Raw genomic sequence first — 20,922 nt, forward strand, 5'->3', positions numbered from 1 at the left:
TAACGTCTTAATATCAAGAATTTATTGTCACTGAACCAATGCTTGATTTATTCTATCTTGCAGTTGCGATGTCCAAAGTTAACATCACAAAATTAACATTACAAATAAAGCTGTATGTATTAAAAATATTACTGAGGATTTTGACTCATAATCTAGAATTTAGTTATTTTTCAGTTATTATGCGGTGGTGGCAGTCCTCGTAAAGAGTATCCCAGGGAACCGTGGGTTTATTGCGCGAATCATCAGCTTTGTGAATTTAAATCAACAACTTCAAACTCACCTAACACATATTGTCCGAGAACGCGACCCTTATATCGCTTCCGGAGGACATTTCTTAGTCCAACAATACATTCAGCAGCAATTTTTGCAATGGGGAAGTGTGGAAATCCACACCTTTGAAGTCCGCAGCAAAATCTGTCGCAACCTTATTCTGAATTTACCTTGTGATCCAAAATTTGCCAAAGTCACTTTACCACCTATTTTGATTGGTGCTCATTATGATGCGGTACCTGGTTCACCTGGGGCTGACGACAACGCTACAGGTGTTGCTGTTTTACTGGAGTTGGCACGAATATTTGCCTCCGCACCTACCAAGTATCCCCTACGCTTAGTAGCCTTTGATATGGAGGAATATGGTTTACTTGGTAGTGCTAGTTATGCAGCTAAACTCAAGCAAGAGCAGCAATCTTTACGTCTGATGTTGTCTTTGGAAATGCTGGGATATCGCAGTCAGGAAGATCATTCTCAAGTATATCCACCACCTTTAGAAAAGTTTTATCCCCATAAAGGTAATTTTATTGCTTTAATTGGCACTTGGAGAACTTTAGGCGACTTAATTGGTGTTAGTCGTGGTATGCGGAAGGTTGGTATCCCTAGTCAGTGGCTACCTGTGCCAAATCGTGGCTTGATTGTCCGCCAGACACGTAGAAGTGATCACGCACCCTTTTGGGATTTAGGTTATCCAGCTATTTTGGTGACAGATACTGCGGATATGCGAAATCCCTATTACCACGAACCTAGCGATACAATTGCTACTTTGGATTTAGATTTTCTAACTGGGGTTTGTCAGGGTTTGGAAAGGGGAATTAGAAATTTGTGAAAATATTTATGCTTATTTCGGATATTTTATTTACATTGATGTCTCTAAGCGATCGCGTTGAGCAAGGGACTCTTGTATAGGTATCTTTAGCTCCATCATGAAACTGCCAATAATTAAACTAAATCAATTTAACTCTTCAATGATCGACGATCTCAAACACCTCGCCGCTAGGGGGCAAGGTTGACTGAAGAGGCGGGGGGAGCAAGCCCTTTCCTCTTCTTGACTATGGCTTTGTCAATTACGGGTAAGATGGGCGAAATAAAAAATGTAAAGAATTATAAATTAAGTCGAAAGCACCTCCCTATATGAGTTGAGCCTTACAACCTTCGCCTATTCAAAACCCTGTAATCCTTAATTATTGGTAGAACATAATTATTCTTGTTCAATAGTGTATTCATCACCTTGAATACAAGATAGTAATAATTTAAAGTTAAGCAAAGTCCGCCGCCGTGATCGGCAACACATCAGAATGTCATCAGCAGTCGAAATTTTAATTATTCTTTTATTGGTTCTCGCCAATGGCTTATTTGTTATGTCAGAGTTGGCGATTTTGTCCTCGCGCAAAGCACGCTTGCAACATTTGGCAGAGCGTGGTGATCTAAAAGCTCGTGCGGCACTGAATTTAGCATCTTCCCCCAATAAATTTTTGGGTACTGTCCAAATTGGGATTACACTGTTGACGATTCTGTCGGGTGCATATGGTGAAGAAACTATTGCCAAAAGATTGCAACCTTTACTAAGCTCCATTAGTCTTACCCCAAGTTATCAGGAGCAAGTATCAAAAGGATTTGCGATTCTCATTATTACATACCTAACATTGATCTTAGGTGAACTAGTTCCTAAGCGTTTAGCGCTTAATCACCCGGAAGCGATCGCATCAGTTCTGGCATTACCGATGCAACTGCTGTCTAAGATTACTACTCCTATTGTTTATTTGCTTAGTGCTTCTACTGAAACTATTCTCCGCATATTAGGAATTAAACCCTCCACCGAACCCCAAGTGACAGAAGAAGAAATTAAAGTTCTAATTGAGCAAGGAACAGAAGAAGGGACATTTGAAGAAGCCGAGCAAGATATGGTTGAACGTATTTTCCGTTTAGGCGATCGCCCAGTTAGTGCTTTAATGACACCACGTCCTGATATTGTTTGGCTAGATTTGGAAGATACAGCCGAAGAAAATCGCCAGAAAATTATTGAAAGTGGTTATTCTCGCTACCCAGTGTGTCAAGGTGGGCTGGATAATGTTTTGGGAGTAATTCCAGTAACTGACTTACTGGCACGTTGTTTCACGGGACAACAGATGGACTTAACTGTGGGTTTAAGGCAGCCAGTATTTGTGCCAGAAAGTACCCGTGGCTTAAAAGTTCTGGAAATGTTCAAACAAACCGTCACCCACATGGCTTTAGTGGTGGATGAATATGGAGTTATCCAAGGACTTGTCACCCTCAATGATGTGATGATTGAAATTGTTGGAGATGTCCCCACAATGGAAGATCAAGATGATCCACAAATTATTCAGCGTGAAGATGGAACTTGGTTATTAGATGGAATGTTGGCAGTTGATGAGTTTTTAGAACTATTTGATGTTGACGAACTACACTCTGAAGATAGAGGCAGCTACCAAACATTAGGTGGATTTGTGATTACTCAACTGGGACGAATTCCGGCTGCTGCTGACCATTTTGAGTGGCAAGGAATGCGCTTTGAAGTGATGGATATGGATGGGAATCGTGTTGATAAAGTGTTGGTGATTCCTAAGGATTATAAGTCTGCGGAAGTTGCCGATGAAAGCTAGATATTTTAAGGAATGTAGATTAAATAAAGTGCAAGACTTGGTTTAAAACTTTTTAAGTGTGCAGGTTAGATGGTAAATAAGCGAAAGTTATAAGTTAATCAATTTACATTACTAAGGTTGCGATATAGTTGACAGTTAAGGGATTATGCAATTTTATCTAGTCTAATAAACTAGATACCCGACTTTTTTAAAAAAGTCGGGTATCTCAACGCAGCGATTTTTTTTAGAACTGGATTTCTGATAGTAGTTTTTAGTTAACTCAATTAGCTAATAAGCACCAATAGCCTAATTCCCTAATCTGTAAACATTTGGACTGCATACAATTTCCCATTTGGTGAAGTAGCTATACCGTAACCGAATTTTTTATATTTCTTTGTTAATAAATTTTCCCGATGTCCGTTGCTGTACATCCAACCGCGTTGGAGTTCCTCAGCAATACCGTATGTAAAACTTGCACCTTTATTGCCACTTTGGGAAATATTTTCACCAACAGCAACTAGTTTACTGCCCCCTGAAGCTAAAAAGCGATCGCGTGGGTTCTTCCCTTCAGGTGTGACATGGTTAAAGTAGTTACGCTGACTCATGTCTTCTGCATGACGTTGGGCAGTTTCTGTGAGCAGACTATCTAAAGTTAATTTACCAGTTTGATTGAGAGTGCGATCGCGGTTGACTAATTCTAGAGCAAAAGCGTTTAATTGATCACGCGATCGCGCTTCGTTTGCAGTGAGCAAATTTAACTTCGATTGTCCAATTTTCCAATCTTTCCCACCATTCCCGTTATATAAACCCTGCCCAAATAATGCCAGCGGTGACAGTTCTGACCAAAAGTAGTTTATATCCAGTGGATGTCCTCGTCGCGCCTGATTGACAAAATGTATCACTGGACTGATAGCAATCAGAACTACTAACAAAAGGCTATATTTCCACCAAATACCTTTTTTCTTCTCAGTCATTAACTACTTTTTACCTTTTAACCAATTTTCAGTGTCACAGCGATAATGAAACGTTGTTATCTATCAATCTTGGTACTCCAGAGGAATTCACAGCGCTAAATTGATGGAAATAATCTCGCACCTTTTGGGGAAAATTCTGGTGATCAAATAATGCATCCCCATCGGCAATTTCTGCCCAAAATTCTCGTAAATTTGGTGCTAACTGTTCAGCTTGGGAAACAGGAAGACTCAGAGGGGGTAATGTTAATAATCTTACCATAAACGAAAAACTGCGATCGCCCATCCATTTCCGAGAATATGATTGGAGGTTGGGAAAATCTGGGACTGATTCAACTCGATGGGATGTGATTGTTAATTGCTGTTTACCTGATAGATCTTCGGAAAAGTTGATAATTCTGTAGGGGTGTGGGTAACTTGCCAAGGAGCCTGTAGTAATATCATATACACCATTACTATAAGCAATATCTTGGACATGTAAATGCCCGGTAAATACTAATTTGACACCGTAACGTTGCAGTATTTCTAATAGTTGAGTCGCATTTGCTGCCATATAGCGACTCGCCATTGCGTGATTTGATTGATTGGGTAGATGTTCAACTACATTATGATGAACCATCACTAATACTAGTTCGTCTTTTGCAGCAGCTAAAACCTCCTCTAACCACAGTAATTGTTCCGCATCTAAACAGCCAATTTGCTCCCCTTTGGCATTAAAATTATTAGAATTTAGCCCAATTAAACGCACTCCTGGAAGCAGATGAGAAGTATAGTAGAGTTTGTCTGTATTTTCGTAACCAAATTTGCGATAATAATGGGGAAAATCGTGAAAACCAATCGACTGCTGATCGGCTTCTAAAACTGGAACATCGTGATTTCCTGGAATCACATAGGTGGGAAATGGCAGATGTGCTAAACGTTCTTGTAACCATTGATGATTCTCTGATTCACCATGCTGAGTTAAGTCACCAGGTAATAGGAGAAAATCTAAATCTAGTTGTGTTAAATGTTCCAGGATACTCTCAAATGCTGGAATACTCACTTCGACTAAATGGAAGCGACTAGGATGATCCCAAATAGTGTGGGAAAGAGCGACATGTAAATCACTGACTACCGCAAAGCGAAAATTAGGAGTCATTGAATAGAAGTATGATTTTATAATGTAGGTGTAAAAAAAGTCTTTTTACAAGTAGTATAGCTCTAGCTGGAATGCTCTGCTTATGGAAAATTTAAATCAGTGAACAGTTATCATTTATCAGTTATTCAGCGTATATGGTGGGTAATTTAAGTAATTTCCCAAATAAAAATTAACACAGATCATAATTCCAGCGTTGGAGAGAACAGTTGTTCTGGCGCTTAATCGGGAAAAATACTTTGAGAAATAACTTGAAACTAAATATAAATACATAATTCTTTACTGTTTACTGATAACTGGAGAATATATCTTTGGCAAAAATTCGAGTTCGTCAACATGTTAATCCCCTCGCAGATAAATACCAAACACCTGCTAACCCTTTGGAATGGGATAAAATCTATGGTAAACCTCATCAACCGCTACATTTAGATATAGGTTGTGCTAGGGGAAAATTTATCTTGGAGATGGCACAATTAGAGACCAACTGGAATTTTTTAGGTTTGGAAATTCGGGAACCGTTGGTAGAGGACGTTAACAAGCGACGTGATGAATTAAAGCTTCAAAATATGCATTGCTTGTTTTGTAATGCGAATATTTCCTTAAAACCTTTGCTATCTTGCTTAGTTCCCGGTACATTACAACGGGTTTCTATTCAATTTCCCGATCCGTGGTTTAAAAATCGTCACGCAAAACGTCGCGTAGTGCAACCAGAACTAGTTAGTGAATTAGCTGAATACCTTGCACCTGGGGGAATTGTGTTCTTGCAATCGGATATAAAATTCGTTGCGGTGGAAATGCGCGATCGCTTTTCGGAAAATCCGGGGTTTTTCCGTCAAGGTGATGCTGAGTGGTTGCCGGAAAATCCCCTACCTGTTGCGACTGAACGGGAAATATTTACTTTGGAAAAAGGCGAACCAGTATATCGCGTGGTTTTTGTCAAGTCATAAATTTTGATTGGACTGATTTGGTGCCATAATTTAGAGCATGAATCTAGATCATCAAATCCAAGAACGAAACCACATTCGCATATGATAAGCAGATGAAGTCATGGGTAAAGCCAAATAAATCGGCATCCAAAAGATGAAAGCAGTTAAAATCACGAAAATAATACTAACACCAGCAAAGCGTAACGGTAGCAGATAACTACGAAGACAGTGTTCTACAATTAATGCGATCGCTAAAAACGCAAACACCACTCCAGTCATATAATGGTAAATAAAAGCGCAACGACTAACCCTGACCCAAGGTAAGAGATTTACAAAATAATTCACCACTAAATATAAAGCAATCCAAGTTTCTGTGTTTAACGAAACAGGTAAAACTAAACGATTTATCTTAATCAAAGGTTCCAGAAATCCCCATACCAGCAAAACTAAAAGAAACATAATTGCCGCGAAAGCAAACCACCATAAAAATGGGTTCCCCATTGCATGAACATCATAAATAGCCTTACCCACACCTGCTGGTAGAGGTGGTCCCATTACAGGTAATGGATCTGTAAAACTATGTGCTGTCTCATATAAATACGCGATTGGACGAGTTAAGAGGGGCCATTTATACCAGGCTGCACAGTAGGGATGTACTCCCGCTGTGTTACCACCTAAACGCTCATGAAAAGAGAAAATTTGTCTGTGAACTTCAATAAAATTGTAGCGGGTATCCAAGCGCAGATGAGGGATCCAAATCAACCCGTAAATGGCAGCCGGAATAACGGCTAAAAAGGCAAAAATATGTGTAAAGTGTAACTTCGTCAGATTTTCTAGAGGCGTGAAGTTAGTATATCTATGCCTAGTGACAAAATTTAATATAAAAGGTGAATTATATTGTTGATAGCTTTGGCGAGTATCAGCATCGATAAAATTTGCAGTAGCATTTACAAACTTAGATGATTGTAACCAGCGAATCAACCAAGCGATTACCCAAAGTATATAAACTCCTCCCAAGTAAAATACACCATTCCACTTAGTACCAATTGAAGCACCGAAAGCAGCACCCGCTAAAGTTAAGCAGAGGAAATATCTGAAAGGATTATATCGTTGTTGATAGTTCAAAGCCAGTAATAAAAGATACTGACCCAACAGTCCAAAAATGACTATATACTGATTGATTAAAGCATAGCGAGACTCTACCAAAAAAATCCCATCACAAGCAGCAAACAAACCAGCAACTAAACTATAACTGCGACGCTGGCTAATTTGATAAGCAATCCCAGCCAAAATCATCGGAATAAACGAGCCAAACAACGCATTTAGCCAACGATAGCTCATAGGCGATCGCATTGAGCCAGTTAAGCCATTTACAATGTCCTGCCACCAAGGAACATGACTACCAAGCCAAATACCAACAGCAATAATTAGCTTTCCTAAAGGTGGATGACCATCAAAAAACGGCACACCCGTGAGATAATCGTTACCAAACTTGGCATAATAAACTTCGTCAAAAACCAAAGTATTAAATCTTGCCAGTCCCCAAAATCTCAGTACTAGTGATAGCAAAAATATACTCGCTAAACCAATTTGAAACCACTTTTTATTCATTCGCAATTAATTCTTACTAATGATCCATTGCTCAGTAGTCAATAGTCATTAGTTTATATATTTCGGTACAAAAAAAACAGGGGAAATTGTAGAGAGGTATCCTTAAATTAGCATATAGCGGTTTTTATTCAGTAGGGGCAAACGGTTGTTTGACATGGTTTATATTTCACCCAAACCAGAAGCGCGATATTTGGCTGAAACCTTTATTTTGGTAGGGTTTTAACGAGGGATTAAACCTCACGAACAAAAGTACCAAAAATCGCCCAATTTTCAACAAAGTCAACAGCCTAGGCGGAAGCCCCTAAAAAAGTTTCCGCTATGTAACGTAATGTAAATTAACTTCAAAGTCTTCTTACAAACCCTAACAGGAGGCACAGCCACCCCAAATGTTTGCGCTTACCCCTACTGCCCTACGGCTACCGATTTTTCTGAGCCTTGCTCAGTGCGGAGCCGGAGCGGAGCGTACCGCAGGTAAGGTACGACAAGCTCAGGGTAACACCTACTGCCTTGTCATAACGACAATTTTCAACACCCACCTACTTATATGCCAATATATTAATCACCAATCTACTTGACAAAGGTAACAGAAATGGGTCGCTTAAATCCCTACTCACTACAAATGCAGATTACCCAAATGTTCCAACAAGGGCAATCATTTTTTGCAACTACTAAGGTTCACGACTGGCTCACCGAACGTAACCACAATCCTATGGACTATGACATCGTTTTTCACCAAAAACCAGCCCCTCCCGGTTCTAAAGAAGTGATGACAGTCGAAATCGAACTGCGTCGCAAAGATGGACAACCTGTAGATCCATGGTTACAATCTCAAGCCAACCTCCATGCTTGAAGAGTTAGCAAATTAACCATTGCCAACAACACCCAAAATATTCATCCGAGACAGCTTCAAGTTATCAAGCGATCGCTTCAACAGCGAACTGTCAGTTTTACCCATCCTTGCCACCAACAAAAGACCATTAGTATGTGGTAGCAACAGATTAGCATCCGCTAACCCCACCAACTCAGGAGCGTCATAAATCACCAAATCAAAGTTTTTATGGAACTCCTCCATTAATAGCCTCATCTTTTGAGAGGACAGTAACTTAGCCGGATCAGGTGGTATCGGACCACAGGTAATTACAGACAATTGTTTCATCCAAAGTATCTTTTGAATCACCTCATTTAGAGGTAAATTTGTTGAAATTAAATTACTCAATCCCCAAAGGTTATTTAAATTTGCTAACTGATGAATTTGTGGTTGACGCAAATCTGCATCCACCAACAATACACGTTGCCCCATTGTCGCTGCCACCTGAGCTAGATGGAATGCGATCGTAGACTTGCCATCACCACTCATTGCCGAACTAACCACAACCGAATGAACAGGTCGATCAGAACTGAGAAACTGAATATTCGTATACAGCACCCTTAAGGCTTCAATAAACTTGACAGAGTAGCCATCGTAACCATCAAAAGCTATGAACCCTAAATCTGGAACTTTCTCACCTAACGAATCAGATGACCTGACTACCGCAGCTTGTTGTTTAGTCAAGCGATCTTGTCCAGTATGTAGTTGTTTTTCGTAAGGAATAATACCTAACAACGGTAGCTTAACCTTTTCCTTGAGTTCTAAGGGTGTATGGTAAGTATTATCAAGCTTTTCAATTAACAAAGCAACACCAATTCCCAAAGCCAGACTTCCTAGAAAAGACATTAATAAACTTCGCTTAGTATCAGAAGATACAGGATTTTGCGGCTGACTAGGTGGTTGAATTAACTGCCAAGGTAATTCCGTCTGGGATATCTGAATTTGTAGAGCTTCACGGGTAGCAAGAAACCGATTCAAGCTTTCAGTTGCAACTTGTAATCCACGCTGCATTTCCGTATATTTACGCGTCAAAATTGGCAACTGTTTCCGCTTTTGTTCTAGTTTTTCTTCAGCTTTGGCTAATTCCCGATTTTGTATCTCCAAAGCTTCAACTTGATTTGTAGCAGCCGCAACCTTGATTGCCATAGAGCGCTCTGCTTCTTGACGTAGTAAAGGCAATAAATTATTCCTTTTATCCTTTAATGCCAAAATAGTCGGATTTTCCCCTTGAAAACGAGCCGACTCTTGAGCTATCTGAGCATCCAACTCTTGCAATTGAACAGTTAGCTGTTGATATAAGTTTGCATCATTAAGTGCAACTAATTCTCCATTTTGCTGACGTAAACTACCCAAATTTCCACGAGCTTGGGCTAATTGTTGATCTATGGCTAACCTTTGTTGAGATAAAATACTAACTTGATTATTGATTTGCCCTGTCTGGGTTTCTGGATCGACAAAATCATTCCTTTGCTGAAAAATTTGCAAGTCCTGTTGAATTCTATCTACTCGTTGTTGGATTGATGGCAATTGCTCATTTACAAAAGCTATCCCCTGTCGTAATTTTGTTTGTCGCTTCTGCAAACTATATTGGAGATAATCATCTGCTATTTGTTTGGTGACAGTTTTCGCTTTTTGCCAATTCTGATTTCGATAGCGAACTTCGATAATTTTGGTTTCTCCTAAACGGTTAATAGTTAAAGAAGCTACAAGTTTAGAATAATCAATCTCTGGATAGATGTCTTTTAAGCGCTTAACCACATCTCCAATCAATTCAGGACTCTTTAGTACCTGGATTTGACTTTCATAGTCTAAACTCGATTTAGTTTGATTCTGATCTTTAACTATATCTATAGTCTTAGTGTCATCATTTACAGGTTCAACTAATAACCGGAAGTTGCTTTCATATATAGGCTTTTGCTTAGTCAGGGAAATGACGGAAGTTGTCATTACCAAACTGGCAACTCCCAACAGAATTAGTGAGCGTCGCCTCAGTATATCTAGAAAATCTCGAAAATTCCAATCATCCCCTTGCTCTTGTGACCATGGGAAAGGTTGAGACTGAGAAAATTCAGAGCCAGAATTTCTATCTTGTCCAGAATTTGAGGCTTGAGAATAGTTATTCCTCATCATGATTTTTCACTATCATTTCGTGACAACTTAAATGGTATTTATACAGACTTTAGAAGTAGAAAGAAGCTTCAGCCATAGGAAAGGCGATAATCGTACAACCACGTAAACACTAGTTATTCATCGCTACACCGCTAATAATCTGGCTACTAACATTGATATCTTGAGTCTATTATGTAACCCCTGCCATAATCTAAATTTCAACTCGTAAAATCTTATATTCTATGTTGAATACTGTGGAACGATTGCTTAAATTATTATGCACTGAAACATATATGTATTGCATATAAATTTCCAGATCAAGCTATTAAGCTGATAATAAAGTGCATATAACCATTTCATATAAAGATAAATTTTATTCGTCTGAGTAATATTGCTTAAAGTGAAAGTATAGTTTATGATATAATTAAAATTCAAAATAGAAGTTTAGAGAGTGATATTTAAAATCTAATAACGTATTAACAAAGATTTCTAATTTATCTCTAAAACAAAATACTTAAGTAAAATTACGAATTAATGTATTGTATTTGAAAGATAAAGATCAGCGATAATACTAGCAATAGCTTTATTTATATAAATTTTTGATGAAGTCTGTAAGTAAATCTCAAACATGCTAATCTAGTTAAAAATTACATGTAAAAAAATAGATAGATGTTTCTTCTGAATCAGACTTACATGTAACAGTAAGAATACAAAAATTAATACTTCTACATAATAAAAGTGAAATCCTATGTGAATACATTCAAAGTCTTCAGGTAAAAGCTAGTTTAAGGTATGTCTAAAAGCTGAGAAGTAGTTTGCTTTTTAGTATGTTCTTAGCTCACGAGATGAAGGGTGTTAGCCCTCATGCTCTATCTCTAAAATGATCCATATTTAGGTTTGCTTTTAGAGAAATATCATGAAATTCAAACACCAGATCCCCTTAGCTGTTGATACTTGTATGAGGGAAAAATTCGTCTCATCCATACCTGTTATGAGTTGGGCAAAATTAGCTCCAAACACCTCTTTAATTACGTTCCTATAACTATATAGGAGTGGTCTGCTTGCCGTACTTAAGGGATGGTCAGAGTATTAATCAGTGGTCTTATCTAACAAGGATATTTAGGGTATAGCCGATGAGATTTAACGAGTGGATTAATCTCAAATTATTTCAGCCAGTTTCTGCTGAAATGGATGGGAAAAATCAGTATTCTACGAAAACTCAGCAGATGATTAGGCTATGTGTCATTACACAGTTTTTTCCTCCTGACTACGCTGCTACAGGTCAGTTAGTAGAAGAACTGGTAAAAAACTTGGGTTTTTTGGGGATAGATATTGAAGTCTTTACTAGTCAACCAGGATATGCATTTAAGACGGCAAATGCACCTGGAGTTGAGCAATTCGGCAGAGTGAGAATTCAGCGATCGCGTACTGCTCAATTATGGATAGGGAGAATTCGTGGGAAAGCAGTTAATGGTATTCTGTATACTTTTCGTTCAGCATTGCATTTATTTCGGGTTCGGAATCGAAATAATATCCTGTTAGTGACAACAGCTCCCCCATTCTTGCCATTATTGGGGTACTTAGCACGGCTATTGTTCCGTATTCCCTATATCTGCGTCCTTTATGACCTTTATCCAGATATTGCGATCGCACTGGGAGTATTACCAAAGCATCATTGGTTAGCAAAGTTCTGGCAAAACTTAAATTGCCGAATTTGGCGTAATGCCAGTGGAATCGTAGTACTGAGTCCAGCCATGAGACGACAGATATTAATGAGTTGTCCAGAAATTAGTGATAAGGTTTCTGTGATTCATAGCTGGTCAGATCCAGACTGGATTGTACCCATTGCCAAGCAAGAAAACTGGTTTGCTTGGAAACATAACTTAGTGACAAAATTTACCGTCCTTTATTCAGGTAATTTAGGTCGCTGTCATGATATGGATACGATCCTAGCAGCCGCAAAGGAATTACGGGATGAAGCGATTCAATTCGTCTGCATTGGTTCCGGTGCAAAACGGGATCAACTGATTCAAGAGGTAAAAGAGCTAGGATTGGATAACTTTATGTTCCTACCATACCAAGACAAGCATGTATTACCCTACTCCTTAACTGCTTGCGATTTATCTCTGGTGACTGTGGATGAACGAACAGAAAATTTGGTGACTCCCAGTAAACTCTACTCAGCTTTGGCATCAGAGCGACCAATAGCAGCAATTTGTTGCCAGGACTCATACCTAAGGGAGTTGATTCAGGAAGCCGATTGTGGTGTTGCGTTTGAAAATGGAGACAGCAGTGGTTTATCGCAATTTATTCGGCTACTCAGTCGGGATCGCCAATTAGCAGAACGCATGGGAAAATCAGGTCGTCAGTATTTGCGATCGCATTTCACACCTAAAATCATTTCCAAGCAGTATTTGGATGTTTTGCGTCGAGCAATATCATCTGAAGATACGCGAACTGTATCTCAAAGTCATACAGATTAAAAAACAAGTAATGAGTAATGGTTACATTAAATATCCGTACCTCTTATCTATAATCTGAGCGATTTTCTCTCACCTATTCTCAACTATTCTCAACTATCAAGCTGGCGATTAACCTGAGAACATCCAGAGTCAATACTTTAAAGCAAGCACTAACGGACTTTCGGAAAAATAAGATACCAATTTCTAGGGTGTGTGACGCTACAACAATATAATCGCGGAATTATTAATATTTGTAGTGGCACGCACCGATGATAACTACGCTCAGATTGGTACGTTATTAAAAAGTAAGTCTACAACTGAAGTAATCCAACACTCGGCAAACAAAATAAATCTAAAATAGATTTATTAGTAGATCAAACTAGATGCCATCCATCTGAAGTATTTGCTGAGACAATAGATACTACATACAGTGTCTTCCAAGTGAACAGCGCAGGAGTTAATTAAACCTAATTATCTTTTTTAATTGACTAGTCAATTAAGGATTCAGATTACTGGTGAGGTATACTGAGCAATAATTTCACTAAAAAATTACCAAGTTGAAACATCTTCTGTTAGTCAAGAAGATTGGAAATTTAATTCTAGATTTCCCACTTTCATAGCTTGTTATTAGCTAGATTGTGGACAATTAAACAAAACACCACTTCTAGATAAAAATCTTGACAATTATATCCAGTTAGTATCATTAATTATTGTTCTATTTGAAACTGATAATATTGTCGTCAATTGTGATACAATACAATTCAAAGACAAAAAATAATGATATTAACTCAGCAAAACTAAACAATTAGCTTTGCAGTAGATTTTTATTCTGGACAATCGAATAGTTAATTAAATACTTAGTTATCAATTTAGGAGATGGGCTTCGATGGTCTCATGATCTCAGTCCCTCCAAGATAACCTTCCTTTAGCATTTTGTTGATTGATATGGGAGGTCGAATTGCAGAAAAGGTGTGCTCGAAATCGGAAACGTTCTAAACGCAGGGCAATCTGTTGTCCAATTCACGGTTGCTATCTAGATAGTACTAGCCAGAAATATCGGATCTTCGCCGATCACGCAGGACAGTTACAGAGCAGAGGTATAAATAGACGCAGTGCATTAATGTTAGTAGCCACTCAAACGGCAGTGCTGATTGAGGGGGAATGGTTAGAATCCTTTTGGTGTGAAGAGTGTCAAGAAACTAAATGGTATCACGTTCGTAAGTCTGATAATCACACATATCAGGTTTCTGCCGCACCACAAGAGCTTTGGCAGCAGGTAGTTGGGGTAGTTAATCCTGAGGGTAATCCTTCAGTTGGCGAATTTACTCGTAGGCAGTCCCGGTTAGTGGGTTGTCATAGTATTAAAGATTTTAAGTTTATCGGTTAAATTTCAGGAATATTACATAGATGCATCAGTTTTACTGTGTATGAATAGTGAAAAAATTACCTCAAAACAAGAACTGGTAATTGAAGCTGGACGCACCGAACAGCAGTATTGGAAAGATATCTGGCGCTATCGAGAACTGTTCTACTTTTTGGCATGGCGTGACATTTTGGTGCGCTACAAGCAAACTGCGATTGGCATAGCTTGGGCACTAATCCGACCATTTTTGACGATGGTGGTATTCAGCATTGTCTTTGGAAACTTGGCAAAGCTACCTTCAGAGGGAGTACCCTATCCAATTTTGGTATTTGCGGGGATGCTACCTTGGCAGTTTTTTTCTACTGCTTTGAGTGAGTGCAGCAATAGTTTAATTAGTAATGCCAATCTGATTTCTAAAGTCTACTTTCCGCGTTTGATTGTACCCACCAGTGCAGTGATTGTCAGCTTTGTAGATTTTATGATCTCTGGCATTATTCTTTTGGGGCTGATGGCTTGGTATAACTACGTTCCCAGTTGGCGAATATTGACGCTACCGTTATTTATTGGCATTGCCTTTGCCGCTTCTGTAGGAGCGGGGTTGTGGTTGGCAGCATTAAATGTAGAGTATCGGGATTTTCGCTATATTGTGCCGTTTATCGTCCAGTTTGGTTTGTACGTATCACCTGTAGGCTTTAGTAGCAACGTTGTTCCAGAAAAGTGGCGGTTACTGTACTCATTAAACCCCATGGTGGGCGTAATTGATGGTTTCCGCTGGGCAATTTTAGGAGGAGAGTCAAAACTTTATTGGTCTGGATTCATGTTGTCTGTGGGTTTGGTTGTACTTTTACTACTAAGTGGCATTTGGTACTTCCGAAAAATGGAACGGACATTTGCTGATGTAATTTAGATAGGACTTTGGCACATGTCTGAGAAAATAATTAGCGTAGAGAATTTAAGTAAAAAATATATAATTGCCCACCAACAGGATTCCGGAAGTCGGTATCAGTATAAAGCGTTGCGGGATGTGATGGCTCATGGGGCGAAATCCCTAGCAAAGACATTTATTAAACCTACTGCTAAACAAATCTCTAACCCAGCGCGGGAGGAATTTTGGGCATTAGATAATGTGTCTTTTGAAATTAAAGAGGGTGAAGCAGTTGGTGTAATTGGGCGCAATGGTGCTGGTAAATCGACTTTGTTAAAGGTTTTGAGCCGCATTACCGAACCCACCCAAGGACGAATTGCCATTCAAGGAAGGGTGGCAAGTTTACTAGAAGTAGGAACAGGTTTCCATCCGGAATTAACTGGGAGGGAAAATATTTACCTCAACGGTTCCATTTTGGGGATGAGTAAGGTAGAAATTCAACAAAAATTTGACGAAATCGTTGCTTTTGCAGAAATTGAGAAATTTTTAGACACTCCAGTTAAGCGTTATTCGTCAGGGATGTATGTGCGATTGGCTTTTTCTGTTGCTGCTCACCTAGAACCAGAAATTCTGATTGTGGATGAGGTATTAGCTGTTGGAGATTCCGCATTTCAGAAAAAATGCCTAGGTAAAATGGGTGATGTTGCTACCAAAGAAGGACGAACAGTCTTATTTGTCAGTCACAGTATGCAAGCGATCGCGCAATTAACCAAACGTTGTATTCTACTTTCTAAAGGTAACGTCCAATTTGATGGAGATACAGGTCAAGCTGTGCAGTTATACCTAGCAGGACAAAAGGAAAATAGTCTAGCAGAAACTGCTTACACAGCACCAGAGAACAAAACAGGTAACTATATTGCTTGGGCAAAAGTATATACCTCAGAAGGAGAAGGAATTCATTGCTGGGGAGAACCCATTACCTTTGAGTTTGCCCTCCACATTGAGAAACCCGACAAAAGTCTCTCCTTTTCATTTCAAATAGTCAGTTCCCTGGGACAACCTATTAGTATTTTCTACTTTTTTTCCGACGCACCTTTTCGCCATGAGCGAGGAACACATATTTTTCGATGTGAAATACCTAAATTGCGGCTGTATATGGGTTCCTATAGCTTGACAACATGGTTTTCTGAACGAAGCAGCGAAACTTTACTAGAAAATCTGAGGGAGATTTGCCAATTTGAAGTCAGTATGCATAAATTTGAGCGAGTAGATTACCCCTGGGAATCTAATGAGTGTACTTACTTAGAAGATACAGTCTGGAAAATAGTTGAATAGCTTTATAGACCTTAAGTTTTAGTATCATAAGTCATCGCGCAGAATTATTTACACCCAAGCTTTTATTCTGAATCAGGATTTCATACCTTAATATTGTGTAATTAATTTTGTTTAACCACTTATTCATACATCAAAACAATAAGTCTTTAACTAAACAACATCAGAGTATTTGCTGGAGATAACAATGAATTTTGTGCAAAATCTATCCATTTATGCTGCTGCAACTTGTTTCAGCTTTGCAGCTTTAAATCTAAGTCTCGTACAAGCACTTGTAGTTAGTCGAACCTTCACAGTCAGTGATTTTTTTCTGCCTGGTATTGGTACAATTGATAATATAGCCTTGAGTTATGGAAAATCTTACAGTGGTATTTTTACATACGACGACAAATTATTCACTAACTCTAATTTAAAAGAAATTCCTCTCCAAAGTTTTAGCTTTAACTTTTTAGGCAATACATATACAGAACGTGATGATGTTAGTTATCCGTTATTTCCCAAACTGAATATTGAAGATAAAACAAATCCAATATTGAACTTTGTGATTAATAAACCAGGATTAGCAGCAAACTTTAACTCTAGCGGATTGGTTTTTGGAATATCTCCATTTGCCAGCGCGGGGAGAAATGAAAGTGGTTACAGTGTAGTTGATTCTAATGGTTTATATACTGGTCGTGTCAGCTACGGCTCTGCAACTCCTGTCTCTATATTTGAGCCTAGTAGTATTGCTGGAATCATTTGCTTAACTTTAAGCGGATTATTTTTGCATCGTCAGAAGCTTCAGTCCCCAGCCACTAGACTTAAAAAGTAGGTTTATATGCCAGTTAGTAATGATGTGAAATTAGGCAATAATGTCAAAATTTTTCATCCAAATTTAGTGAATCTTTATACTTGTGTAATTGGTGATGATACAAAAATTGGTGCTTTCGTAGAGATTCAAAAAAATGTAATTGTTGGCAGTAGATGTAAGATTTCATCTCATAGCTTTCTTTGTGAAGGTGTAATTTTAGAAGATGAAGTTTTTATTGGTCATGGAGTTATGTTTACAAATGACCTTTATCCCCGTGCTGCGAATGAAGATGGCAGTTTAAAAACCGATGATGACTGGCATGTAGTGGAAACAAAAGTCAAACGCTGTGCTGCAATTGGTAGCAATGCCACCATTTTACCAGGAGTAATTGTTGGCGAAAAAGCAATTGTGGGGGCTGGTTCTGTAGTTACTAAAAATGTACCTGATTATGCAATTGTAGCCGGAGTCCCTGCCCATGTTGTTGGGGATGTTCGTTATCGAAGTGATAAAAAATTACCAGATGAAATATCAGCCTCGTAAAAATTGATAAACTCCTCAAAATTAAATTAATATGTCTAAATATAAAAAGTTAAAATCTGAATTTTGGTAGTTTTTTAATTCAGAGACTATATGCCTTTAATAGTTGAGAGAACGCAATTTCTATGAAACGAAAATTAGAACGTTCTTTGATTATGAAAAAATTACAGTCTTCGCAAATTTGAAGCCACAAATATTGAAATTAAATTGAAAAACAGCATGATAAATATTGGTGTAATCGGTTATGGTTACTGGGGTCCCAATTTAGTGAGAAATTTCTCGGAAATTCCAGGGATAGAAGTTACAACAGTTAGCGACTTTAAGCCCGAATTATTGGCAAAAGTGGGAGGAAGATATCCGAAAATCAAGCTGACAAGGGATTGTCGTGATATTTTTAACGATCCTGAGATTGATGCTGTGGCGATCGCTACTCCAGTTTCTACCCACTTTGAATTAGCCTTAGCAGCCTTGCAAGCGGGTAAACATGTACTAGTAGAAAAGCCCATGACTGTCTCATCCGAACAGGCAATGCGGCTAATTGATGAGGCTGAAAAGCGTAATTTAGTGCTGATGGTGGATCACACCTTTGTTTACACTGGTGCAGTTCGGAAGATGCGTGACTTGGTTGTCACGAATGCATTAGGTGATATATATTACTACGATTCCGTCCGTGTCAACTTAGGACTATTTCAACACGATGTGAATGTAATTTGGGATTTGGCAGTGCATGACCTGTCCATTATGAACTACGTTCTACCATCCCAACCTTATGCTGTGTCAGCAACAGGAATGAGTCATGTCCCCGGAGAACCTGAAAACATCGCCTATTTGACCTTATTTTTTGCTGGTAATTTGATGGCGCACATCCATGTCAACTGGCTAGCACCAGTAAAAGTGCGACGTACCCTGATTGGTGGTTCGCAAAAGATGATTGTCTTCGATGATTTAGAACCCAGCGAAAAATTGAAGATCTACGACAAAGGGATTACCCTCAACGGTAATAATGAAAGCGTTTATCAAATGATGATTGGCTACCGCACAGGGGATATGTGGTCGCCACATTTGGATATGACAGAAGCCTTGCGGACAGAAGGATTACATTTTATTGATTGCATTCAAACAGGCAACCGTCCAATTACTGATGGTGAAGCTGGACTACAGATAGTCAGGATTCTGGAAGGCGCTACCCAGTCTATGAAACAACAAGGTCGGTTAATTGAGTTAGATACAGCGAAGGTGGCAGTATGATCCCATTTGTAGATTTAAAATCTCAGTATTTAAGCATTAAAGACGAAATTGATACTGCGGTGATCAAGGTTTTAGAAAGCACACAATTCGTCTTGGGAAATGAGGTAGTAACCTTTGAAGAAGAATTTGCGGGTTACTGTGATGCGGATTATGGTATTGCAGTCAACACAGGTACTAGCGCCCTCCATCTAGCATTACTAGCAGCAGGTATCGGTGCTGGTGACGAAGTAATTACCGTTCCTTTCACCTTTGTCGCCACTACAGCAGCAATTTGTTATACCGGAGCCACACCTGTTTTCGTCGATATCGACCCTGTTTCCTACACCATCGATGTCAACCAAATTGAAAAAGCTATCACCGAACGCACCAAAGCTATTCTACCTGTGCATTTGTATGGTCAGCCAGCAGATATGCAGCCAATTATGGAAATTGCCCGCCGTCATGGTTTAGTAGTGATAGAAGATGCCGCACAAGCTCACGGGGCTGAGTACCAAGGGCAGCGAGTTGGTAGCATTGGTGATATTGGTTGCTTTAGCTTTTACCCTGGGAAAAATTTAGGGGCTTACGGCGAAGGGGGCATGGCAGTCACCAAAAATCTCGAATATGCCCGAACTATGGGGATGTTGCGGGACTGGGGTCAAGAGCGCAGGTATCACCACGTTCTCAAAGGTTACAACTATCGCATGGATGGCATCCAGGGGGCGATTTTGCGGGTGAAATTACGGTACATTGAAGCCTGGACAGAAGCTAGAAGAACCCATGCAGCAAAATATGACCAACTCTTGGCAGAATCTGGTGTAAGTACACCCACTGTGATGCCCTATAGCCGCCACGTATATCATGTTTACACAGTGCGAGTACCCTACGGGCACGCGACGCGAACGCCTCAAAGAGATACCCTGCAAAAAAGCCTGCAAGAGATGGAAATTCAAACAGGCATCCATTACCCAATTCCCGTGCATCTGCAACCAGCATACGCTGAACTCGGTTACAAAATCGGAGATTTTCCCCACTCAGAACAGGCATCCCAGGAAGTTTTATCCTTACCAATGTATGCAGAACTCAATCCAGAGTCACAAACTCAGGTTGCTAAAGCCATAATCAGCCTGACATAACCAAAGAAATACTATGTCAGACTCCGGTAAAACCAAGATAGTTAAAGCAGTTCACGGTTTACAAGCTCAAAAACCCGACCCTGACTTTGAAATTCAACTAGCAGAATATTTACGTAGCCAGTATGAGCAGAAATCATTAATTGAATTGTACGCTCGCTTTGTTACCAGTGATAGTGATTTTGATGGTTTAATGCGCCGCGCTATTTGGCGAGCAGGAACACGTAGATTTGGTCATAACGTTCGCATTAGCAACGGCGTAGGTTTTAAACACCTGGAGACTTTTGAGATTGGCAACCAAGTATTTATTGGTTCTCAAAGCTATATTCAGGGAAGATTTGATGGAACTTGTATAATTGGAAACCAGGTTTGGATTGGACCACAGAGTTACTTCGATGCCCGCCATCTGATTATCGAAGATTATGTGGGATGGGGACCAGGTGCAAAAGTCCTAGGTTCATCACACACAGGTTTGCCAATTGATATTCCCATCATTCAAACAGACTTAGAAATTAAACCAGTGAAAGTGGAAACAGGAGCCGATATTGGCATGAATGCCGTAGTTCTCCCAGGAGTCACCATTGGTAAAGGTAGCATCGTTGGTGCTGGAGCAGTTGTGACAAAAGATGTAGCACCATTTGCAATTGTTGCTGGTGTCCCAGCTAAATTTTTACGTTGGCGTGAAGGATATGAACCATTAGAGAGTACAAAATAATTCAA

Annotated in this window: 17 protein-coding genes; 13 read left to right on the top strand and 4 right to left on the bottom strand. The window is 39.3% G+C overall.

Features of this window, described 5'->3' with window-relative positions:
- Window positions 1–250: 250 nt before the first annotated feature.
- Together CAL6303_RS14960 and CAL6303_RS14965 are read left to right on the top strand one after the other, a co-directional pair.
- Complete coding sequence (locus CAL6303_RS14960) at window positions 251–1,099, top strand: M28 family peptidase (RefSeq protein ID WP_041740617.1); 849 nt, start codon at window positions 251–253, stop codon at window positions 1,097–1,099.
- 469 nt (window positions 1,100–1,568) lie between these two features.
- Complete coding sequence (locus tag CAL6303_RS14965; protein ID WP_015198650.1) at window positions 1,569–2,894, top strand: hemolysin family protein; 1,326 nt, start codon at window positions 1,569–1,571, stop codon at window positions 2,892–2,894.
- A 293-nt stretch (window positions 2,895–3,187) separates the two neighbouring features.
- On the opposite strand, the gene CAL6303_RS14970 is transcribed toward CAL6303_RS14965, so the two are convergent.
- Both CAL6303_RS14970 and CAL6303_RS14975 read right to left on the bottom strand, forming a co-directional pair.
- Window positions 3,188–3,847 carry a CAP domain-containing protein gene (locus CAL6303_RS14970; RefSeq protein ID WP_015198651.1) on the bottom strand — a complete coding sequence of 220 codons (660 nt, stop codon included), beginning with the start codon at window positions 3,845–3,847 and terminating at the stop codon, window positions 3,188–3,190.
- 34 nt (window positions 3,848–3,881) lie between these two features.
- Window positions 3,882–4,982, bottom strand: a complete 1,101-nt coding sequence (locus CAL6303_RS14975) for a metallophosphoesterase family protein (RefSeq protein ID WP_015198652.1) — start codon at window positions 4,980–4,982, stop codon at window positions 3,882–3,884.
- A gap of 308 nt (window positions 4,983–5,290) precedes the next feature.
- Between CAL6303_RS14975 and trmB the strand changes: the two genes are divergently transcribed.
- Window positions 5,291–5,926 carry a tRNA (guanosine(46)-N7)-methyltransferase TrmB gene (gene trmB / locus CAL6303_RS14980; RefSeq protein WP_015198653.1) on the top strand — a complete coding sequence of 212 codons (636 nt, stop codon included), beginning with the start codon at window positions 5,291–5,293 and terminating at the stop codon, window positions 5,924–5,926.
- 51 nt (window positions 5,927–5,977) lie between these two features.
- On the opposite strand, the gene CAL6303_RS14985 is transcribed toward trmB, so the two are convergent.
- Entirely contained in the window at window positions 5,978–7,516 is a 1,539-nt protein-coding gene (locus tag CAL6303_RS14985) for a dolichyl-phosphate-mannose--protein mannosyltransferase (protein ID WP_015198654.1), read from the bottom strand.
- Window positions 7,517–8,105: 589 nt separating this feature from the next.
- On the opposite strand from CAL6303_RS14985, the gene CAL6303_RS14990 reads away from it, so the two are divergent.
- Window positions 8,106–8,366, top strand: coding sequence for a hypothetical protein (locus CAL6303_RS14990; protein ID WP_015198655.1), 261 nt, complete (start codon window positions 8,106–8,108; stop codon window positions 8,364–8,366).
- 12 nt (window positions 8,367–8,378) lie between these two features.
- On the opposite strand, the gene CAL6303_RS14995 is transcribed toward CAL6303_RS14990, so the two are convergent.
- Window positions 8,379–10,511 carry a GumC family protein gene (locus tag CAL6303_RS14995; RefSeq protein ID WP_041739623.1) on the bottom strand — a complete coding sequence of 711 codons (2,133 nt, stop codon included), beginning with the start codon at window positions 10,509–10,511 and terminating at the stop codon, window positions 8,379–8,381.
- 1,115 nt (window positions 10,512–11,626) lie between these two features.
- Between CAL6303_RS14995 and CAL6303_RS15000 the strand changes: the two genes are divergently transcribed.
- From CAL6303_RS15000 to CAL6303_RS15040, 9 genes are all read left to right on the top strand, one after another.
- Window positions 11,627–12,976 (top strand): glycosyltransferase family 4 protein, encoded by a 1,350-nt coding sequence (locus CAL6303_RS15000; protein ID WP_015198657.1) that lies wholly within the window; start codon window positions 11,627–11,629, stop codon window positions 12,974–12,976.
- 937 nt (window positions 12,977–13,913) lie between these two features.
- Entirely contained in the window at window positions 13,914–14,342 is a 429-nt protein-coding gene (locus CAL6303_RS15005; RefSeq protein WP_041739626.1) for a hypothetical protein, read from the top strand.
- Between the two features lie 40 nt (window positions 14,343–14,382).
- Window positions 14,383–15,225, top strand: coding sequence for an ABC transporter permease (locus tag CAL6303_RS15010; protein ID WP_015198659.1), 843 nt, complete (start codon window positions 14,383–14,385; stop codon window positions 15,223–15,225).
- Between the two features lie 15 nt (window positions 15,226–15,240).
- Window positions 15,241–16,518, top strand: coding sequence for an ABC transporter ATP-binding protein (locus CAL6303_RS15015; RefSeq protein WP_015198660.1), 1,278 nt, complete (start codon window positions 15,241–15,243; stop codon window positions 16,516–16,518).
- Between the two features lie 184 nt (window positions 16,519–16,702).
- Complete coding sequence (locus CAL6303_RS28560; protein ID WP_015198661.1) at window positions 16,703–17,326, top strand: hypothetical protein; 624 nt, start codon at window positions 16,703–16,705, stop codon at window positions 17,324–17,326.
- Window positions 17,327–17,332: 6 nt separating this feature from the next.
- The gene (locus CAL6303_RS15025; protein ID WP_015198662.1) at window positions 17,333–17,845 is read left to right on the top strand and encodes an acyltransferase; all 513 of its coding nucleotides are present in this window, start codon (window positions 17,333–17,335) and stop codon (window positions 17,843–17,845) included.
- 216 nt (window positions 17,846–18,061) lie between these two features.
- Window positions 18,062–19,090: a Gfo/Idh/MocA family protein gene (locus tag CAL6303_RS15030; RefSeq protein ID WP_015198663.1), complete on the top strand. Its 1,029-nt coding sequence runs from the start codon at window positions 18,062–18,064 to the stop codon at window positions 19,088–19,090.
- On the top strand, window positions 19,087–20,205 hold the full coding sequence (locus CAL6303_RS15035) for a DegT/DnrJ/EryC1/StrS family aminotransferase (protein ID WP_015198664.1): 1,119 nt from the start codon (window positions 19,087–19,089) through the stop codon (window positions 20,203–20,205). The genes CAL6303_RS15030 and CAL6303_RS15035 overlap by 4 nt, the downstream gene beginning before the upstream one ends.
- Window positions 20,206–20,218: 13 nt before the next feature.
- A complete protein-coding gene (locus CAL6303_RS15040) occupies window positions 20,219–20,917 on the top strand; it encodes an acyltransferase (RefSeq protein ID WP_015198665.1) in 699 nt (232 codons plus the stop codon).
- The last annotated feature ends 5 nt before the right edge of the window (window positions 20,918–20,922 follow it).

This window comes from Calothrix sp. PCC 6303, assembly GCF_000317435.1.
GTDB lineage: Bacteria > Cyanobacteriota > Cyanobacteriia > Cyanobacteriales > Nostocaceae > PCC-6303.